The sequence below is a fragment of the Streptomyces sp. NBC_00239 genome (assembly GCF_036194065.1).
GTDB lineage: Bacteria > Actinomycetota > Actinomycetes > Streptomycetales > Streptomycetaceae > Streptomyces.
Genome location: NZ_CP108095.1, coordinates 821,109 through 840,405, shown reverse-complemented (window position 1 = coordinate 840,405; position 19,297 = coordinate 821,109). Strand labels below are relative to the sequence as shown.

15 protein-coding genes are annotated in these 19,297 nt (G+C 72.4%); 12 read left to right on the top strand and 3 right to left on the bottom strand.

Features of this window, described 5'->3' with window-relative positions; translation table 11 throughout:
• Window positions 1-434: 434 nt before the first annotated feature.
• The 6 genes from OG764_RS03810 (at window position 435) to OG764_RS03785 (ending at window position 9,346) form a co-directional block, all read left to right on the top strand.
• On the top strand, window positions 435-1,925 hold the full coding sequence (locus tag OG764_RS03810) for an AbfB domain-containing protein (protein WP_328966940.1): 1,491 nt from the start codon (window positions 435-437) through the stop codon (window positions 1,923-1,925).
• 53 nt (window positions 1,926-1,978) lie between these two features.
• A complete protein-coding gene (locus tag OG764_RS03805) occupies window positions 1,979-2,554 on the top strand; it encodes an RICIN domain-containing protein (RefSeq protein WP_328966939.1) in 576 nt (191 codons plus the stop codon).
• A gap of 35 nt (window positions 2,555-2,589) precedes the next feature.
• On the top strand, window positions 2,590-3,276 hold the full coding sequence (locus OG764_RS03800; protein ID WP_328966581.1) for an RICIN domain-containing protein: 687 nt from the start codon (window positions 2,590-2,592) through the stop codon (window positions 3,274-3,276).
• Window positions 3,277-3,443: 167 nt separating this feature from the next.
• A complete protein-coding gene (locus tag OG764_RS03795; RefSeq protein WP_328966938.1) occupies window positions 3,444-4,544 on the top strand; it encodes a hypothetical protein in 1,101 nt (366 codons plus the stop codon).
• 186 nt (window positions 4,545-4,730) lie between these two features.
• A complete protein-coding gene (locus tag OG764_RS03790; RefSeq protein ID WP_328966937.1) occupies window positions 4,731-8,996 on the top strand; it encodes a polymorphic toxin-type HINT domain-containing protein in 4,266 nt (1,421 codons plus the stop codon).
• Window positions 8,997-9,025: 29 nt separating this feature from the next.
• Window positions 9,026-9,346, top strand: a complete 321-nt coding sequence (locus OG764_RS03785; protein WP_328966936.1) for a hypothetical protein — start codon at window positions 9,026-9,028, stop codon at window positions 9,344-9,346.
• Window positions 9,347-9,465: 119 nt separating this feature from the next.
• Here the strand turns inward: OG764_RS03785 and OG764_RS03780 are convergent, their stop codons facing one another.
• Together OG764_RS03780 and OG764_RS03775 are read right to left on the bottom strand one after the other, a co-directional pair.
• Entirely contained in the window at window positions 9,466-10,419 is a 954-nt protein-coding gene (locus tag OG764_RS03780; RefSeq protein ID WP_328966935.1) for a trypsin-like serine peptidase, read from the bottom strand.
• Between the two features lie 151 nt (window positions 10,420-10,570).
• Window positions 10,571-11,326, bottom strand: a complete 756-nt coding sequence (locus OG764_RS03775) for a GntR family transcriptional regulator (protein ID WP_328966934.1) — start codon at window positions 11,324-11,326, stop codon at window positions 10,571-10,573.
• Between the two features lie 305 nt (window positions 11,327-11,631).
• Between OG764_RS03775 and OG764_RS03770 the strand changes: the two genes are divergently transcribed.
• The 6 genes from OG764_RS03770 to OG764_RS03745 all read left to right on the top strand — a co-directional run bounded on the left by OG764_RS03770 (window position 11,632) and on the right by OG764_RS03745 (window position 18,416).
• A complete protein-coding gene (locus OG764_RS03770) occupies window positions 11,632-12,798 on the top strand; it encodes an ABC transporter substrate-binding protein (RefSeq protein ID WP_328966933.1) in 1,167 nt (388 codons plus the stop codon).
• A 41-nt stretch (window positions 12,799-12,839) separates the two neighbouring features.
• A complete protein-coding gene (locus OG764_RS03765; protein WP_443056178.1) occupies window positions 12,840-13,763 on the top strand; it encodes an ABC transporter permease in 924 nt (307 codons plus the stop codon).
• Window positions 13,751-14,677: an ABC transporter permease gene (locus tag OG764_RS03760; RefSeq protein ID WP_328966932.1), complete on the top strand. Its 927-nt coding sequence runs from the start codon at window positions 13,751-13,753 to the stop codon at window positions 14,675-14,677. Before OG764_RS03765 ends, OG764_RS03760 begins: the two co-directional genes overlap by 13 nt.
• Window positions 14,678-14,685: 8 nt before the next feature.
• A complete protein-coding gene (locus tag OG764_RS03755) occupies window positions 14,686-15,783 on the top strand; it encodes an ABC transporter ATP-binding protein (RefSeq protein WP_328972865.1) in 1,098 nt (365 codons plus the stop codon).
• A 45-nt stretch (window positions 15,784-15,828) separates the two neighbouring features.
• Window positions 15,829-17,721, top strand: coding sequence for an HAD-IA family hydrolase (locus OG764_RS03750; protein ID WP_328966931.1), 1,893 nt, complete (start codon window positions 15,829-15,831; stop codon window positions 17,719-17,721).
• A 74-nt stretch (window positions 17,722-17,795) separates the two neighbouring features.
• Window positions 17,796-18,416 (top strand): TOPRIM nucleotidyl transferase/hydrolase domain-containing protein, encoded by a 621-nt coding sequence (locus OG764_RS03745; protein WP_328966930.1) that lies wholly within the window; start codon window positions 17,796-17,798, stop codon window positions 18,414-18,416.
• Window positions 18,417-18,692: 276 nt separating this feature from the next.
• Here the strand turns inward: OG764_RS03745 and OG764_RS03740 are convergent, their stop codons facing one another.
• On the bottom strand, window positions 18,693-19,217 hold the full coding sequence (locus OG764_RS03740; protein WP_328966929.1) for a DUF3592 domain-containing protein: 525 nt from the start codon (window positions 19,215-19,217) through the stop codon (window positions 18,693-18,695).
• Between the last annotated feature and the right edge of the window lie 80 nt (window positions 19,218-19,297).

Genomic DNA, 19,297 nt, shown 5'->3' with positions numbered 1-19,297 from the left:
TCAGTGACGCCGTAAACGTTGGTGTGGACCAGCCCACACTGTCCGCCCGCGCCTCTTGGTTACCCCGGGTCACCCGCTGTAACTCGGGGGAGGGTGGACGGTCGGGCCGTTCGGAATCGGCCATTCCAAGTTACTGAGCGGTTCGATTCGGCCTCCCGCAACGTGAATTTGAGCCAAAGACTGGCGCTAAGTCGCCCAATACTCTGCCAAATCAGTGAGTGAGGGGACAGGAGCGGTCAATTCCACTTTGACTGGCCACTTTTCGATCTCCGAGACTGCGCCTCCGACCACCCGCACGCATCGGGAACTGCGTGCGGGGCCTAGCAGGGGGATCCAAAAGCAGAATGATGAAGAGTCACTCGAACTCCGCTCGTGTGCGGAGGGCTGTCTCGCGCGGGCTCGTGACCGCTACCGCTTTGGCTTCTGTCAGTGGTATGGCTGTGCCGTTGGTGGCTGTTGCGGCTCCGGCTGGGGCGGTGGCCGCGGCTTCAGGTATCGGGACTGATGACAGGCAGCGGGTGGATGCGGCTGCTGTGGTGCGTCTGGATCCGAGCCCGGACGTGCTGCTGTTGAGCGATCACGACTTCATCCATGCGTTGTGGCAGAAGGCCCGGGATGGCGGGGAGGCTTTCGAGGCCGTGCGGCTGGCCGCCGAGGCTGCGATGTCGAGTGAGCTGGCCGCTGACCACGTCCAGTTCATCGTCACGGGCATCCACGAGGCGTATGCGGTCGACAAGCAGCGTGAGAAGGACAAGGCGGATGCCGCCCGTGCGGCGCGCCTCGCGAAGTCGCAGGCGTTGATCACGATCGGTATTCCGAGCAGCCCTGAGCTGCTTGATCTCAGTGACGACAACTTCATCCGCGCCGTGATGCGGCACACCGCTTCGGGTCCTGAGGTCCGCGCGGCCGCTGCGAAGGCTCTGGCCGGTGACCCGGCGGCTTGGTTGGAGTTCATCGTCAATGGTGCCCGTGAGGCGCATCAGCGTGATGTGGCTGCGGAGATCAAGGAGTTGGAGGAGAGGAACCGGGCGGAGGCCGAGCGTCGTAAGGAGCTGGCTGCGCGCAGTAATACGGCTGCGTTGTTCCGGATCACGCCGTCCGAGGCGATGCTGGCTCTGAGTGATGACAACTTCATTCGTGAGCTGTTGCGTGCGGTGCCGGCTGATCTGAAGGAGAGCGAGCTGTATGCGGCGGGTCAGCGTGCGGTTCTGAGCCCGGATCCGGCGGTGTGGAAGGCGTACATCCACACGGGTGCGGAGGAGGCGTACAAGAAGGACGACGAGGCGCGTCGTAAGAAGATCGCTGACGCGAACCGGCGGCTTGCGCTGCAGATTCAGGCGGCTGCGGAGCAGACTGGTGTGCATCCGAACCTGGTGGCGTTGGCGAAGCAGGCGCTGGCGGGCAGTGACGAGGCGGTCGCGGGGTTCCTCAAGGAGGACAGTCAGTACCGTGCCCGGCGGCAGACGCTGGCGCCGGTGAGCGGCAAGGCGGGCTTCGTGGTCCGCCAGTCGAGCGTCGACGGCGGCGAAACCTTCCTCGCCCCGGTCTCTGCGAGCTCGAAGCAGAGTGACCGTGAGGACGGCACCTGGGTCATCGTGCCCGCGCTGGGCGGGCAGCCCGGCTGCTGGTCCTTCGAGTCCGCCCGCAAGCCCGGCCACTACCTGGCCCAGAAGGACCTGCGGGTCAAGCTGACGGCCAGTGACAACAGTGCGCAGTTCCGCAAGGACGCCTCCTGGTGCGCGAAGAAGGGCCTGTCCGGTACCGGTATCTCGTTCGAGTCGGCGGGGCAGCCCGGTCGTTTCCTGCGGCAGCACTGGGGCGACATGTACGCGGGCAACAAGGCCGGCGGCGCGAACCGTTTCGACACGGCGACGGAGTTCGTCCAGGACGCCACGTGGAAGATCGCCACTCCGCTGGCGCGCTGACCTGCGCCGCAGAGCCCTTCCCCTCTCAGACCTGACAGAACGGAAATCACCTCATGTCCCGGACCATTCGATCCGTCCTGGCTGTCGGCGCGGGTGCCGCGGCGATCGCTGCCAGTGTGACGTTCGCTGTCGCGGGCGAGCCCGCTCAGCGCGCCGAGCCGGTGGCTGCCGCGGCCCCGGCGGCTGTGCAGCTCCAGGCCCAGCACAGTGGCCAGTGCCTGACCGTTCCCTCGGGCAGTCTGCGTAATGGTGTCAACGCCGTGCAGTCGGCGTGCGCCGAGGGTGCGGAGAACCAGCAGTTCGATCTGAAGGCCACCGGCGCGGGCACCCTCGAGGTGCAGTTCAAGCATGCCGGCAAGTGCCTTGATGTGGAGGGCGCCGGCATCAAGACCGGCACCGTCGTGCAGCAGTGGTGGTGTGTGGGCCAGCAGCAGCAGCGCTGGCGTCTGATCATGGTCGACATCGCCAAGGAGCTGTACGAGCTGCGGCCCGCGCACCTGATCGGCAAGCCCGGCCGCTGCCTGGAGATCAAGTCCAGCGCCAAGGACGACGGCGCGATCGCGCAGCTGTATGCGTGCAACGGCACGAGCGCCCAGCAGTGGCGTATCAAGCCGGTTTCGGCCGCCTGAGCATCCTGAACACGCGAGAGGAAACGGATCCCATCATGTCCCGGATCATCAAGGCCGTTCTGGCGGTAGGCGCCACCGTTGCGGTGCTGGCCGGTACCGCGACCGCCGTTCAGGCTGACGACGCCGACGACGCGGCCCGCGCCGCGGCCGCCGCCCGTGCCGCCGCGGCCGCCCGTGCCGCCGCGGCTGCGCGTGCTGCCTCGGGTGACCCCGCGGAGGCTGCGGCGGAGGCTGCCATCACCGCGCAGGCCGCGGCGATGGAGGCGCGCAACCGTGCTGCCATGCCGCAGACGGTTCTTACGATCACGGCTGCGAACAGCGGCAAGTGCCTGGACCTCGAAGGCTCCAAGACCACTGACGGTGTGCCGGTTCAGCAGTACACCTGCACGGGTACCAACGCGCAGAAGTGGAAGGCCGTCGCCAAGGGCGGCGGCAGCTTCGAGCTGCGGTCCGCGGTCAGCGACAAGTGCATCGAGGTCGAGAACAGCGGTATCAAGCCGGGTGCGGTCATCCAGAGCTGGAAGTGCTCGGGCGGCGGCAACATGCGCTGGGAACTCCAGCTCGTCGACCCGGTCGAGAAGCTGTACGAGCTGCAGCCCAAGCACGTCGACGAGATGTGCCTGGACATCCCCAGCTCCAAGACCGACGACGGCGTCAACACCCAGCTGTGGACCTGCAACCGGTCCACCGCCCAGCTGTGGAAGGTCCAGCAGGCCAAGTGAGCCTGCCCGGCGGAGCGCGTAAAACGCACCCCGCCGAACGTCGAGGAGGGGCAGGGCCGGCCGTACGGCGCCCTGCCCCTCCACGGCTTCAGCACGTTTTCGACAACAGTTATTCGGTTTCAAAGGGGGGGTCTGAGTTGAGTCTTCAGTGTTGGGGTGCACGGGCGTTGACCGCCGGCGTGCTGGCCGGCGGAATCGCGGTCGCGGGCCTGGCCCCGGCCTGGGCGGATGCCCGCACGGCCGCTCCCTCGTCCGTGACGGCCGCCTCGTCCCTCGCTCCGGCCGACCAGCCGGGGCAGACGCTGTCGCCCGAGTTGGCCGAGGCGATCGCCGAGGCGCGCAAGCGGGTCACGCTGACGGCGAAGACGCACCCGGCCGCCGAGGTACGCACGTCGGCGTGGAACGCGCTGCGCAGCTCCCGCGGCGACGAGGCGCTCTTCGAGTGGCTCGCGCCCGGCGGCGGCTTCGACTACGCGAGGCAGCGAGCGCGCGAGACCCGCGCCCGCAACCGGGCGTTCTGCGAACGGGTGGCCGCGACGCACACGACGGGGTTCTCCCCGGAGGTGCGCGCTGCGGCGGCACGGGCGTTGAAGGGGAGCGCCGCCGAGCAGGCGGCTTTCGTGAAGACCGGGTACGCCGACGCGCAGCGGCGCGACCGTACGGCGCGCGAGGCGGGGGAGCAGCAGCGGCTGGAGGTCGCCGCCAAGGACCGCGAGTTCGTACGCGCGCTCGGTGAGCAGGACCCGGGCGAGCAGGTTCGGGTCGCGGCGCAGTGGGCCGTGCGGCCCGGTGCCGCGGAGCCGGACGTGGCGGAGTTCTTCGGCTACGGCTGGGCCACCGGCGCGGCACTGGACCTGGAGGCGTACCGGGTGCGTGTCGCCGACGCGGAAACGATGCGGCACCACGCGCTGACGCGTCTGATCCGCGAGGCCACGGCCGCCGAGGCGGCCGTCAAGGGCGCGGCCGACGCCGCGAAGGCCCGCGCCGAGGCGGAGCGCGCCTGGCAGGCGGTGTCGGAGCACGCCGGCGCGGCGCAGCGCGCCTGGCTGGCCGAACAGGCCGCCGCCACCGCGCAGGCGCAGAACTGGCGGGCTATCGCCGCGCTGTCCCGCGAGTCCGCCGAGCAGCTCTGGAAGGTCATCTCGGGCACCGCCGAGGGCAACCAGGACGCCTGGGCCGGGGAACAGGCCGGCGCCGAGGAAGCTGCGGCGTTCTGGCAGGCCATGTACGACCGCGCCCGGGAGGGCGAGGACCGTACCCGGGTCTGATCCCAGGTGGTCCGGCCGGCCCGTGACCGGGGCCGGCCGAACGGCATTTCGGCGGCGTGGGCAGGGCCTGCGCCCCATTCGACCACCCCGCCCGCTGACCTGGGCGGGGGTTTCTCGATCCATTCGTCTAGGGGGTTTCCCGTGTGGGGAAGGATCCGGCCCAGGGCCGGAGGGCTACGCGTGGGCGTGGCCGCGAACGTACGCAAGGCAGTGTCCGCGGCGGTGGTGGTGGCGGTGCTGGGCACCGCCACCGGCGAGGCCGCCGCCGCGACCGCCGCAGGTGACCAGAAGGCGTCGCTGACGCAGACCGTGGCGTCGCTGGACCGGCTGGCCGCGGCGCTGAAGCCGGCGCCCGGCGCCGCGCCTCCCGCCGCGCAGTCCGAGCTCGACCGCATCAGCGACGAGCGGGACCGGCAACTGGTGGAGGACTTCGCCGAGTTCGACGAGGAAGAAGAGGTCCGGGAAGCCGCCAAGAAGGCACTGGCGAGCGCCGACCCGAACGCGATCCGGGAGTTCCTGGAACGCGGCGAGGCCGAGGCCCGGCAGCGGGCGAAGGACAAGCGCGCCGGCGCCGACGTTGCCAACCGCGCGCAGATCGAGAAGCTCCGCGGGACGGGTGGCCCGTTCTTCAACGCGGAGGTCGAGCGGGTCCTGAAGGGCACGGCGCAGGACCGCGCCGACTTCCTCGCCTTCGGCGCCGACATCGCCAAGCAGCGCGACGAGGCGGACAAGCAGAACGCCGCCAAGCGCGCCGAAGAGAACCGCAAGCGCGTCGAGATGCTGGCGTCGGCCGGCGGTCCCGCGGTGAAGCGGGCCGCGCAGGCCGCCCTCGACTCCAAGGACGCCGCGGTCATCGCGTTGTTCCTGGAGAAGGGCTACCAGGTCGCGGCGCAGCAGGACGCCGACGACCGGGCCGCTTACGAGAAGGAGCAGAAGGAGGCCCAGGAAGCCGCGGAGAAGCTCCGCGAGCTGGCCCGCAAGGCGGCCGTCGCCGCCGAGGCCCGCACCAAGCTCATCGCCGCGCACGGCGACGCCGTCAAGGCGCTGAAGAAGGCCTCGAACGCGATGTCGTCGGCGGCTTCGGCCTCGCGTGAGGCCGACCGGATGCTGTCCGCGGACCGGGCGGGCAAGCGTCTGTCGGACTACGCCCAGGTCAAGGCAGAGGTCGCCCGTCAGGTCGGTTACGCCGAGGACGCCGCGAAGGCGGCCGGGGTCGCCGCCGCGCAGGCGAAGGTCCAGGCCGGTGTGCTGGTGGAGACCGGGCTGGAGCACGGGACCCAGTGGTCCGAGGTCGCCGCGGGCATCGCGGCCGCCGCGGACGCGGCGGTGAAGGCCACGCAGACCGCGCAGCACGCGGTGGACGCGACGGCCGCCGACGCGGCCGGACTGAACGCCAAGAACCAGGCCGAGCTGCACGAGGCGCAGGCCAAGAAGTGGCGTGCGAACGCCGAGGAGCACGCGAAGGCCGCGGCCCGTCTGGCGGAGGCCGCCGACAAGCAGGCGAAGATCGCCGCGACCGCTGCCGCCCGTGCGAAGGACGCGCGTCTTGCGGCCGAGCAGGCGGAGCGGGAGGCGTGGGAGCACGCCCGCAAGACCCGCGAGGCCCGCATCGAGGCGCAGCGCCAGGCGCAGATAGCCGCCGAGCAGCGCAAGATCGCCGAGCGTGAGCGGGACCTCGCAGCCGCCGCCCGGGCCCGCGCCGAGCGTGAGCGCGACATCGCCGCCGCGGCCCGTGCGCGCGCCGAGGCCGAGGCCCGGACCGCGTCCGCCGCCCGCGCGCAGGCCCAGGCCGCCGCCGCGACCGCCGCCTCGGCCCGCGCCAGCGCCCAGGCCCAGGACGGCATCGCCGCCGAGGCCGACCGCCGGGCGCAGACCGAGGAGGGCAACGCCCGCGAGGCCCGCAACGCCGCGTACGCGGCCGAGCAGCGGCACCAGGCGCAGGAGGCCCGTGCCAAGGCGACCGAGGCGATCGCCGCCTCCGGCCGCGGCACGATCGATGCGGGCGTGGCCCGGGCCGCGGCCGACGCGGCGCGCGCCGACGCCGACACCGCGGGTGTGGCGGCGGGTCAGGCTCGTGGCGCCGCCAACACCGCCAGCGGTGCGGCCGTACGCGCCCGGTCCGCGGCGACGGAAGCCGCCGGTGCCGCTGCCCGTGCGCGAGCCGCGGCGGCCGAGGCCACCGCGCACGCCGCCCGTGCGAACGCTGCCGCCAACAAGGCCGAGGCCGCTGCCGCCGCCGCCAACGCGGCGGCGAACAAGGCGGAGGCGGAGGCGGCGCTCACGCACGCGGCCGCCCAGCGCGCCATCCAGAAGGCCGCGGAGGCCACCGCCCAGGAGGCCCGTGCCGGCATCGCCGCGCACGAAGCCGCCCGGCTCGCCGGGCTCGCCGCCCGGGAGGCGAACAACTCGCTCCAGGCCGCGAACCGCACCAAGGAAGAGGCACAGGGCGCCGTCCGCGAGGCGGCCATGGCGCGGGTGCAGGCCGGCATCGCCGTCGCCGCGTCCGCCGCGGCCCGCAGCACGGCAGCCGGCATCGCCGAGCCCGCCAACACGGCCATCGTGCTGACCGCGCCGTTCGCCGGCAAGGACGTCGACGCGGACTTCGCTGCCGCGGTTGCCGCCGCCGCGCAGGACATGGGCGCGGAGCAGGTCGCCTCGGCCGAGGCGAAAGCCGCGGAGGCCGTGAAGGCCGCCGAAGCCGCGGAGGCCGCGGCCAAGCGGGCCAACGCCCAGGTCGCCCCGGCGTTCAAGGCCGCCGCGGACGCGGCGCGTTCGTCGGCGGACGCCGCGCGTTCGGCCGCGGCCGCGATGAAGTCGGCGGCGGAGGCCGCCGAGGAGGGTGCCAAGGCCCGCGCGGCCGCGGCCCGTGCCCAGCAGGCCGACGCGCAGGCCCAGGTCGACGCGCAGCTGGCCCGTCAGGCCGCCAACCAGGCCTACGCGGACGCGACCGCGGCCCGTAACGCCGCCAATCAGGCGGAGGCGGAAGCGTCCCGCGCCCGCGGAGCCGCCGCGGAGGCCGACAACCACGCGGTCGCCGCGAACAGCGCCGCCACCCTCGCCGAGAACGAGGCCAGCGTCGCCCAGGGCGCAGCCGCCCAGGCCGAGAAGGACGCCGCGGACGCGAACAAGTTCGCCGAGTCGGCGGAGGGCCACGCGAAGTCCGCGGAGGCTGCGGCGAAGAACGCCAACACGTACGCCCGCGAGGCGGACGAGGCGGCGAAGAAGGCCGAGGAGTACCAGCGCGAGCAGGAACGCAAGGCCCGCGAGGCGGCGGCGAAGGAGGCCGAGACCAAGGGCAACGCCCCGAAGCTGACCGAGGACGTGCTCGATGCGCTGAAGAGCGCGGGCATTTCGCCGGAGGAGTACGAGAAGGCCCGCCAGCTCGCGGAGAAGGACATCGTCGACTTCCTCATCGAGAACGGCGGTCAGATCATTGTCGACCTCCTCTTTGAGGACATCAAGAAGTGCTTCACCGAAGGCAACTTCGAAAGCTGCTTCTGGGCTGTGGTCGGCAGCCTGCCGTGGGGCAAGGCGCTCAAGGTCATCAAGGAGACGCCCGCGATCGCCAAGGCCATCGCTCGCATCGTCGGCGGCCTCGACGACTTCCTCGACAAGTCAGCCGCTGCGAAGAAGCTGATTGCGAAGAGCGAGGAGATCCTCGAAAAGATCCGCAAGACGCCCGGGTGCGAGGTGGGTGCGAAGCCCAAGAACAGCTTCGCGCCGGGCACCCCGGTTCTCATGGCCGACGGCACGCGCAAGCCGATCCAGGACGTGCGGGTCGGCGAACAGGTTCTGGCCACCGACCCGGAGACCGGCCGGACCACGGGCCGCGCCGTCATCGACCTGATCGTCGGCGAGGGCGAGAAGAGCCTGCGCGAGCTCACCATCGACACCGATGGTGCCGCCGGTGATGCCACGGGCGTCATCACGGCCACGGGCGGGCACCGGTTCTGGGTTGCCGATCGGCACGCCTGGGTGGACGCCGCCGACCTCAGGGCCGGCGACCGGTTGCGCACCCCGGAGGGTGAGCTCAAGGAGCTCGTCGGCACGCGCGCGTGGACCGAGCCGATGCGGGTGTACAACCTGACGGTCGGCGAGATCCACACCTACTACGTGCTCGCGGGCACGTCGCCGGTACTGGTCCACAACGAGTTCGCGTGCCCGATCGGAGTCCAGGACACCTGGCACCCGGCGAGCTTCGACACCCCCGAGGCCACGTTCAAGTACCACTTCGACAAGCACGGTCTGACGCTCGGGAAGACTCCCCAGCAGTACCAGGCCGACGCCAAGGCGTGGCTCGAATCGAACCCGGCCCGCAGTAGGGTGAATCAGGCGCGCGTCCAGATCGCGGACGGCTCCTGGGGTGTCAAGTTCACGGACCCGAACGGTGGCCCGGGGGGCATCATCGCGAACGGAAAGGTCGTCACCTTCTGGTACGACAACGACCACTAGAGCGGATGGGCAGATCATTGCTGAGCTTCATGGACGCTTACACGTTGTGGAGATCGCTGCCGTTCCCGCGAAGCGGACCCCTTGAGGAATCGATCACGATTCGCAGTGATCTGGCCCTCGCGGACGAATATGTGACGACAGTGATCCGCTTCGTCGAGCGCGGCATCTTCAAGCCGGCGGTTCCGGATGTTCTCGCGTTCCTTGAAGAGGTCCTGGAACGCATCGAGAGGCTGAGCGACAACGGCGGTCCGGAAACCCAGGAGATCGCTCGCTCCCAGCACGCGTACGCAGCGCTGATGCACGTGGTGTACAGCAAGTTCCTGGAGGCAGGGGCGGAGCAGGAGGGCTGACGGCACGTCATTCGCCGTGACATCCGTCAGACCCGAAACGGCGGGCACTCACACGAGTGCCCGCCGTTTCGTTTGCGTGGGGACCGGTCGCGAGGCGGTGGTGTGCTCGGGGTGCCGGGTCAGCCGCGCTGGGCCCGGTCGTACACCTTCTTCGCCGTGTCCCGCCAGATCTCCCCGTACATCTTGGTCGGGGTCAGGGAGTCCAGCGCGCTGTTGACCGAGATCAGGACGCCCTTGCCGGTGGCGGCGTCGAAGTCGGCCAGCCACGGGCCGCCGCTGGAGCCGCCGCTCATGTCGCAGGGGATGAACTGCGTGCCGTGCTCCTTCTTCGCGGTGCCGACGCAGTGCAGGAGCTCCTCGCCCCGCTGCGGGCGGGTGGCGGGGTAGCCGAAGGCGGAGACGGCGGCGCCGACGGGCCGGTGGAAGGCGATGGCCTGGCTTCCGACGACGTCGGTGAGCTTCTTCCCGTTCCGGCCGGCGTCGACGGTCAGCGCGGACATGTCGTTGGTGGAGTCCGTCTGCCAGGTGCGCGGGGTCGCGGCGGAGCGGACCGCGAACGCCCCGTACGGAACCTTGCCCTTGCCGTAGGCGGGGACGAACACCATCGAGGTGTTGGTGTTGAAGGGGGAGGAGCCCCGGCGCACACAGTGCGCCGCGGTCATCACGGTCGAACGGTTGGCGCTCCGCACGGCGGTGGCCGTGCACCAGGTGTCGGCGCCGCTCGCGTTGACGAAGAAGAGCCGCCCCACGCTCTTGAGGACGGTGCCCCGCCACGGCTTGGACTTCGGCCCGGTCGGGCCGAGGTCCACGGTCCTCCCGACGGCCTTCATCCGGGCGGGAGTCCAGTACGCGAGGGCTTCGCGGCGTTCCTTCGCGGTGTACTTCAGGACGGAGACCGGGTCGGCCGCGGCGGCACCGGCCCGGTCCGCCACCGGCACCGCCGCCGTCACGGCCGCCGCCGTCAGGGCCGTCGCCGGGACCGGGGCGGCGAGGGCGAGGACCGTACCGGCCACGGCGAGCCCCGTGGCGCGGCCGCGCAGGCGCCGGATCACGGACGTGGAGGTCTCGGGCATGTGGAGTGTCTCCTCAACAGGTGCACGGGGAAAGGGGAACGGGGCCGTCGGCCCCCCACGGTGAGAGGGGCGGACCCGCCCGTTCGGTTGGCACCGTTGACGAACTGTGACGATCACGGTGACCACCCGGGCCCGTCGCGCGGGCCGGGGATCAGGACGGTGTGAGTCCCGGGCCGGTGCGGCGGGCCAGGGGGTTGGCGCCTATCGAGTTGTGCACGCTGAAGCTCACCGCGTCGGAGCGGTACCGGTCGTCGGACCACTCGACGGGGCGGCCGGTCTGCGTGGTCGTGACCCGCCGCACCCGCAGCAGCGGGCTCGTGCGCCGTACGCCGAGGAGTTCGGCGTCGAGCGCGCCCGCTGCGACCGCGTCGATGAGGTGCTCGCCGTACGCGAAGACCAGTCCGTCGTCCTCGTACAGCCGCCGGGTGACGGACGGGCAGTCGGCGGGGATACGTGCCACGGAGGGCGCCACCCAGTCCGCGTACACGGTCCGTTCCAGCAGGACGTTCTCGCCGTCCAGGCCGCGCACGCGCAGGACGTGCAGGACGGGCACGCCCTCGGCCAGCTGGAGCCGGGTCGCGTCCTCGGACGAGGCGGGCAGGTACTCCGAGGAGACGACGGAGCCGGTGGCCTCGCGGCCCATCGCCTCGGCCCACTGGGCGAAGCTGCGCAGCTCGGCGAAACTCTGGCTGCGGCGGCCGGCCAGGACCACGTGGCGTGCGCCCTGGCGGGAGCCGATCATGCCGTCCGCGGTCAGGGTCGCCACGGCCTGCCGGACGGTGCCGCGGGAGACGCCGTACCGGGCCGCGAGCTGTGTCTCCGACGGGAGCTGCGCGCCGACCGGGAACTCCTCACGGGCGATCGCCCGCCTCAACTCGTCGGCGACCTGCTCGTGCCGCGGTGCCATGCTGCTGCCCCCTCCACCAGTTGCCGTGCACACAGTGTGCACCATGCACGCAGCTGTCGGCAGGGCTGTGGAGCCGCCGTCGGGCGACTGTCCGGATTGTGGTGAGCTGCGCGAAGAGTGCGGCTGGAACCCTTCGTTTCCTGGCTGATTGGCTATCTGGAGTGTTCATCGGGCACCGGCCCGACTTCGGCCGCCGTTCACCGGAAGGCCATCAGGGCCGGGCCTACTGGCGTCAACTTGTTCGGACAAGTTGATCGAAGCCACAGCTCGCCCGTTCCCTCGCGGGCGTCCCCTCAGGAGAGAACGTGACCGTGTCCCCTCGGCGGACCGCAGTCCTCGTCGGCAGCATCGCAGCCGCCACCCTCGCCCTCACCGCTTGCGGTGCCGCCGACACCGGCGCGGCCGGCACCGGGAAGAACGGCGGGGCCGGCAAGAACGCCGCCCAGGCCGTCTCGGCCGCCGACCTCGGCGGCATGGACGCCCTGGTCGCCGCCGCGAAGAAGGAGGGCGGACTCAACGCGATCGCCCTGCCCCGCGACTGGGCCAACTACGGCGCCCTGCTCGACGGCTTCGAGAAGAAGTACGGCATCAAGGTCACCGTCGAGAACCCCGACGGCAGCAGCCAGGACGAGATCAACGCCGTCACCTCCCGCAAGGGCCAGGGCCGCGCCCCCGACGTCCTCGACCTCGGCAGCTCCTTCGCGATCAGCGCCGCGCAGCAGGGCCTGCTCGCCCCGTACAAGGTCGCCTCGTACGACAAGCTGCCCGTCGGGCAGAAGGACCCGCAGGCACGCTGGTACAACGACTACGGCGGCTACGTCTCCATCGGCTGCGACGCCAAGCGCGTCAAGCACTGCCCGCAGACCTTCGCGGACCTGCTCAAGCCCGAGTACAAGGGGAAGGTAGCCCTCAACGGCAATCCGACCAAGTCCGGTTCGGCGTACGCCGGCGTCTTCGCCGCCGCGCTCGCCAAGGGCGGCTCCTACGACAGCATCCAGCCCGGCCTGGACTTCTTCGCCGAACTGAAGAAGGCCGGCAACTACACGCCCGTCGAGTCCTCGCCCGCGACGATCGAGAAGGGCGAGACCCCGATCTCGATCGACTGGGACTACCTGAACGCCGGCTATGCGCAGGAGTTCGCCAAGAAGGGCCTCGAATTCAAGGTCGTCGTCCCCGCCGACGGCAAGTTCGCCCAGTTCTACTCGCAGGCGATCAACAAGAACGCCCCGCACCCGGCCGCCGCCCGCCTGTGGCAGGAGTACGTGTACAGCGCCGAGGGCCAGAACCACTACCTCGCGGGCTACGCGCGCCCCGCGCTGATGGGCGCGATGCGCCAGGACGGCACCCTGAACAAGGAGGCCGCCGACAAGCTGCCCGCCGTCTCCGGCAACCCGACCTTCCCGACCGAGCAGCAGCAGGCCGAGGCGAAGAAGACGCTGGCCCAGGGCTGGGGCAAGGCCGTCTCCGGGTGAACGACGTACACACCGCACGCCGCGCAGACGCCTCCGCGGCCCTGCCGGACCCCGCCGCGACCGGGTCCGCCCCGGTCGCGGCGGGGGCCGCCGCCCGGCCCCGCCGGGCCGGACGGGCCGGGCGGGGCCGCGCCCTGGGCCTCCTGCCCCTGCTGCCGCTCTTCCTCTTCGTCGGCGTGGCCTTCGGCCTGCCGGCCGTCGCGATGCTCAACGGCGCCTTCACCGTCAAGGACCCCGCCACCGGAGCCACCGCCTACACCACCGCCAACCTGACCGCCTCCCTCCAGGGCGCCTACCTGACCGCCCTGATCGGAAGCGTCAAGCTGTCCGCGGTCTCCGCCGTCCTCGCCGCCGTACTCGGACTGCTGATCGCCCAGGCTGTCGTCGCGTCCCCGTTCCGCGCCCTGCGCGAAGCCGTCCTGACCGCCTCCGGCGTCCTCGCCAACTTCGGCGGCGTCCCCCTCGCCTTCGCCTTCGTCGCCACCCTCGGCAACGCGGGCGTGCTCACCACGCGATTCGGCCTCGCCGAGCGCGGCTGGAGCCTGTACAGCTTCTGGGGACTGACCCTCACCTACCTGTACTTCCTCATCCCGCTCATGGTGCTCACCATCACCCCTGCCCTGGACGGCCTGCGCACCCAGTGGCGCGAAGCCGCCCAGAACAACGGCGCCACCACCGTCCAGTACTGGCGCCACGTCGCCCTGCCGGTCCTCGCGCCCTCCCTCCTCGGCGGACTCGTCCTCCTCTTCGGCAGCGCCTTCGCCGCCTACGCCACCGCCGCCGCCATGGTCGGCAGCTCCGTTCCCCTGGTCACGCTCCAGATCGCCGACGCCATCTCGGGGAACGTGCTCGTCGGCCAGGAGAACGTGGCCCTCGCCCTCAGCCTCGACATGGTCGTCGTGGCGGGCCTGGTCATGGCCGTGTACCTGCCCCTGCAACGACGGAGCGCCCGATGGCTCGACTGACCGAAGCCGCCCCCGCCGCCGCGCCCGAAGCCGTACCCGCTCCCGTACGGACTCCGGCCCGCGCGGCCGCCGCCCCGGCCCGCCGGTTCCCCTGGCGCGGCCTGACCCTCGCCCTCGCCGGCCTCTACTTCCTCGTCCCGCTCGCCGCCTCGGTGATCTTCACCGTCGACGTGCCCGCCCAGGGCATCACCTTCGAGGCGTACGGGAAGATCCTCTCCGCGGACGGCTTCGCGACCAGCCTGCTGCTCTCCCTCGGCCTCGCCGCCGCCACCATCGCCCTCGTGCTGCTCCTGATGGTGCCCGCCATGGTCGCGCTGCGGCTCGGCGCGCCCCGGCTGCGCCCCGTCGTCGAAACCGTCTGCTCCCTGCCGCTGGTCGTCCCCCCGATCGCCTTCGTCGCCGGCATCGGCACCGTCCTGCGATGGGGCCCCGACCACCTGGCCGCCACACCGTTCTTCCAGACCTTCGTGGCCGTCCAGAACCCCGACTTCCCCGTGGTCCTCGTTCTCGCCTACACCGTGATGGCACTGCCCTTCGTGTACCGCGCGCTGGACGCCGGACTGCGCGCCGTCGACGTACGCACCCTCGTCGAAGCCGCCCGCAGCTGCGGAGCCGGACCCGTCCGCGCGCTGCTCCTGGCCGTCCTGCCCAACCTGCGCCGCGCCCTGATGAACGCGGCCTTCCTCACCCTCGCCCTGGTCCTGGGCGAGTTCACCGTCGCCCAACTGCTGGGATTCGGCCCCTTCGCCGTGTGGATCGTCGGCATCAGCGGCTCCCAGGCCCAGCTGTCCGTCGCCGTGTCCGTCCTCAGCCTGGTCCTCACCTGGATCCTGCTGCTCGCCCTGGCCTCCCTCGGCGGCCGTGACACCACCGCGTCCCCCACCGCACGCCAGCGCACCACCCTCCGGAAGTGACCGAGCCGATGCCCAAGACCCTCCACACGCCCGCGCCCACGGCCGCCGGCACCCAGGCCGCCACCGTGGAACTGCGCGCCCTGCGCCGCTCCTTCGGCACCACCACCGCCCTCGACGGCCTCGACCTGACCGTCCGTCCCGGCGAACTCCTCGCCCTCCTGGGCCCCTCCGGCTGCGGCAAGACCACCGCCCTGCGCGTGCTCGCCGGCTTCGAACACCCCGACTCCGGCCAGGTCCTCGTCGACGGCCAGGACATCACCGCCGTCCCGGCCCACCGCCGCGACGCCGGCATGGTCTTCCAGTCGTACAGCCTCTTCCCGCACCTCACCGCGGCCGACAACGTCGCCTTCGGCATGCGCATCCGCAAGGTGCGGCCCGCCGAGCGCCGCGCCCGGGCCGCCGAACTCCTGGACCTCGTCGGCCTGCCCGACCAGGGCGGCCGCTACCCCCACCAGCTCTCCGGCGGCCAGCAGCAGCGCGTCGCGCTCGCCCGAGCCCTGGCCCTGCGCCCGCGCGTCCTCCTCCTCGACGAGCCGCTGTCCGCGCTCGACGCCAAGGTCCGCACGAACCTGCGCGAGGAGATCCGCCGCCTCCAGCTCGAACTCGGCATCACCACCCTCTTCGTCACCCACGACCAGGAGGAGGCGCTCTCCATGGCCGACCGGGTCGCGGTCATGCGCGGTGGCCGACTGGAGCAGATCGCCGCCCCCGCCGAGCTGTACGAGCGCCCCGCCACCGCCTTCGTCGCCGAGTTCGTCGGCACCACCAGCCGCGTCCCCGGCCGCATCGCCGCCGACGGGCGCACGGTGGAGGTCCTCGGCCACCACCTGCCCGTCCAGGGCGAGCCCGCCGCCGGCGAGGGCGGCCGCGTCGACGTGCTGCTGCGGCCCGAGTCCGTACGCGTCGACGCCGATCCGTACGGCGCGTCCCACGTCACCGCGACCGCCTTCCTGGGCGCCACCACCCGGCTGACCGTCCGGCTCGCCGACGGCACCACCGTCAAGGCGGACCTGCCCACCCCGGCCGCCGCGGCCCTGCCCCCGGGAGCGGCCGTGTCCCTCGCGCTGCCCCACGGCCCGGTGCTGACCGCCCCGCGCCCCGCCTGACCCGGCCCCGCCCGGCAACCGTTCCACCAGCAGAAAGAGAACCCCGTGACCGCCCCCGTGACCGCTCCCGCCTCCGCCGCCGCGCCCGACCCGGTCCTGCCCAGAGCCGTCCTCTTCGACATGGACGGCACGCTCGTGGACACCGAGGGCCTGTGGTGGGACGCGGTCGGGGAGGTCGCGGCCGGACTCCCGTACACCGTCACCGACCGGGACCTGCCCGACGTGCTGGGCAGGCCCGTCGAACACACCGCCGCACACCTGCACACCGCGTCCGGCACCGGCCGTCCCGCGGCCGACGTCGCCGAAGAGCTCCACCAGGCCTTCGCCGCCCGTGTGTCGGCCCGCATCGAACCCCGGCCCGGCGCCCTCGCGCTCCTCGACGACCTGCACGCCCGGGGCATCCCGATCGCCCTGGTCTCGGCCTCGCCGCGGTCCGTCGTCGACCTCGTCGTACGGGCCCTGGGGGCCGGCCGGTTCACCGTCACCTTCGCGGCGGAGGACACCGAGCGCACCAAACCCGCCCCGGACCCGTACCGCGAGGCCGCCCGCGCGCTCGGCCTGCCGCCCGCCGCCTGCGTGGCCGTCGAAGACACCATGACCGGTGTCACCTCCGCCGAGGCCGCCGGCTGCCCGGTGCTCGCCGTGCCCTCCCTCGCGCCCATCGCCCACGCCCCGGGCCGGCTCGTACGCGCCTCCCTGACGGGCGTCACCCCGGCCCTGCTCGCCACACTCCAGCCCCGGCCGCACTTCCTCGTACGGGAGTTCCGGGCCCGCCCGGCCGTACCGGGACAGCCGTACCGCTGCGCGCTGGGCGGGCTGCTGCGGGGGGTCGCGGACGCCGACGCGGTGCGGTGGCGGATCAGCGAGGGGCCGGCGTGGGCGCGGATCACGCCCGGCGGTGAACTGACCGGCGTCCCGACGGGCGTGGGCGTGTCGGCAGCGGACCCGGCGGGCTCGGGGACCCGTATCACCGTGACCGCGGACGAGATGGCGACCGTGACGGTGCACATCCCCACGGTGGCCACGGCGGCTTCGGCAGCAGCCGAAGAGGTCGCAGGGGCGGCCGAGCTGCGGGTCATGACGTGGAACCTCTGGCTGGGCGGCGACCGCGTCGACGGCGCCCGCGACAAGCAGCTCATCACCCTGCTGGAGTCGGACGCCGACATCGTCGGCCTGCAGGAGACCGGCGCCCACGCCGCCCGGGAACTCGCCGACGCGCTCGGCTGGGACCACCACCAGGCCGGGCCGAACCTCGCCGTCCTCACCCGCCACACCATCACCGGGACCCTCGGAGACCCGGCCCCCGGCTTCTACGGCGGCATGGGTGCCCGCGTCCGGCTGCCCCACGGCCAGGAGGTCGCGGTCTGGAACGCCCACCTCAACCACACCCCGTACGGCCCGTACGACGCGCACTTCGCCGGGCTGCCGGCCGCCACCCTCCTCACCCGCGAGCACGAAGCGCACCGGGTCGCCGAGATCGAGGCCGTCCTCACCGACATGGCCGACGACCTGGCGCAGCGAGACACCACGCCCGTGCTGCTGCTCGGCGACTTCAACGCCCCCTCGCACCTGGACTGGACGGACGCCGCCGCGCCGCTGCACGCCGGCTACGGGCCGGTCGCCTGGCCCGTCTCGCGGGCCGTCGAGGCCGCCGGATTGCGCGACTCGTTCCGCGAGGCCCACCCGGACCCGGTGACCGAACCCGGCCCCACCTGGTCGCCCGTCCACCCGTTCCACGAGGACGGCAGCGGCCGCCCGGAGCCCCAGGACCGCATCGACCACGTCCTCTGCGCGGGCCGCGCCCTCACCGTCACCGGCTCGACCACGGTGACCGCCGGATCCCCCCGACCCTGGCCGGACGTCCGCCACAACGGCTGGCCCTCGGACCACGCCGCCGTCCTCACCACGTTCCGCCTCGCCCTGACCGGCACGCCGTAACGGCGCCGCCCCCGGGCCCTTGCCCCTGTCGAAAATTCCGTGCCGGGCCGTCTGCGGAGATGCAGACTCGCTGCATGGCGGACATACAAGCGTTCAGGGACGAGATCGCCCGCAGGGCTGCCGGTGGGCCCGACGGGCCGACGGCCGGTGAGCTGGCGGCGCGGCTGGGAGTGCGTACGGCGGTGCTGCTGGAGGGGCTGAGCGACCTCGCGGCGGTCGAGGCGCTCGCCGCTCGCCGTGGCCGCGACCTCGCCGCCGAGGGGGTGTGCGTGGTGTCGATGGGCGGGGCGATGAACGTCGCCCGCTACGCCGGTCTCCTCGGGCCGCCCGGTCTCGGCCTGCGCCTGGTGGGGCTGTGCGACGCGCGGGAACAGCCGTTCTTCGACCGCGGCCTGGCGCGGGCGGGGGCCTCGCACCGGGACGTGTTCGTGTGCGGGGCGGACCTGGAGGACGAGTTCATCCGCGCGCTGGGCACGGACCGGGTCGAGGAGGTCGTCAGTGCCGAGGGCGACCTCCGGGCCTGGCAGACCTTCCTGCGCCAGCCCGCCCAGCACGGCCGCCCCCGGCAGCAGCAGCTGCGCCGCTTCCTCGGCACGAAGAAGGGCCGCAAGATCCGCTACGGCCACCTCCTCGTCGAGGCCCTCGACGACGCACGGGTGCCGGCGCCCCTGGAGGACCTCTTCGCGAGCCTGTGATCCGGCCCGCGGGATCACGCTCCCGGCGGCTGCCGCTCCTCCTCGGCGGGCCGGGCGGCGACCGCGTCCGTCCCGTGGGCCCGCAGCACGTCCCCCACGCTGTCCGCCACCCGGGCTCCACCTCGGGCAAGTGTCGGCGACCACCGGCGTGATGACGATCCACCGCTGGAATACCAGCGCGATCCCTGCGTGGTCTGCCGGTCGGAGAACGGCGATGCCCAGGGGACGCCGGCCCGCGGGGAGGCGGTGGGTGGTGCCGGTGTCCAGGTCGAAAGGTCAGGGCCGGGTGACGGTTTCCGTGAACACCTCGTCGGGGTCACCCGGCAGGTCCGACGTGCCCGCCAGGTACCCCACGCCGAAGCCGATCGCGGCGAAGAAGAGCCCGACGCACGCGAAGACCGTGCAGAACGCCAGCCCGAGAACCGTCCCGATCCGCAGCCCGGGAGCGACCGGACCGAGGGCCACCGCCTGCTGCGGACGGTGGGCGAGGTAGCGGACCGGGACGAAGTCGCCGACCACGCGCGGCACGCCCGAGGTGTCCTCGAAGCGGATGTCCTGCCCGTCCTGGGTCCGGAAGCCGAGGATCACGTGGCGGGCGGTGCGGCGCCTGTGCTCGGTGTCCCGGTGCTGCGTCACGTACGTGTCCAGGCAGCGGGCCTCCGCGGTCAGCCCGCGCGCCAGAGTCCGGCTGCGCAGCACCGTCCGGCGCACCAGGACGACCGCCATGGTCACCCCGATGGCCGCGAACAGCAGCCCGATCATCCCGAAGACGACACCGAACGCGCCCCCGATTCCTTCCACGTCCAGCATCGTTGTCTTCCCCCCGAACCGGCCGCCCCGGCCGGGCGCCTGTGGAGAGAAGGATGCAGTACCCACGTGCC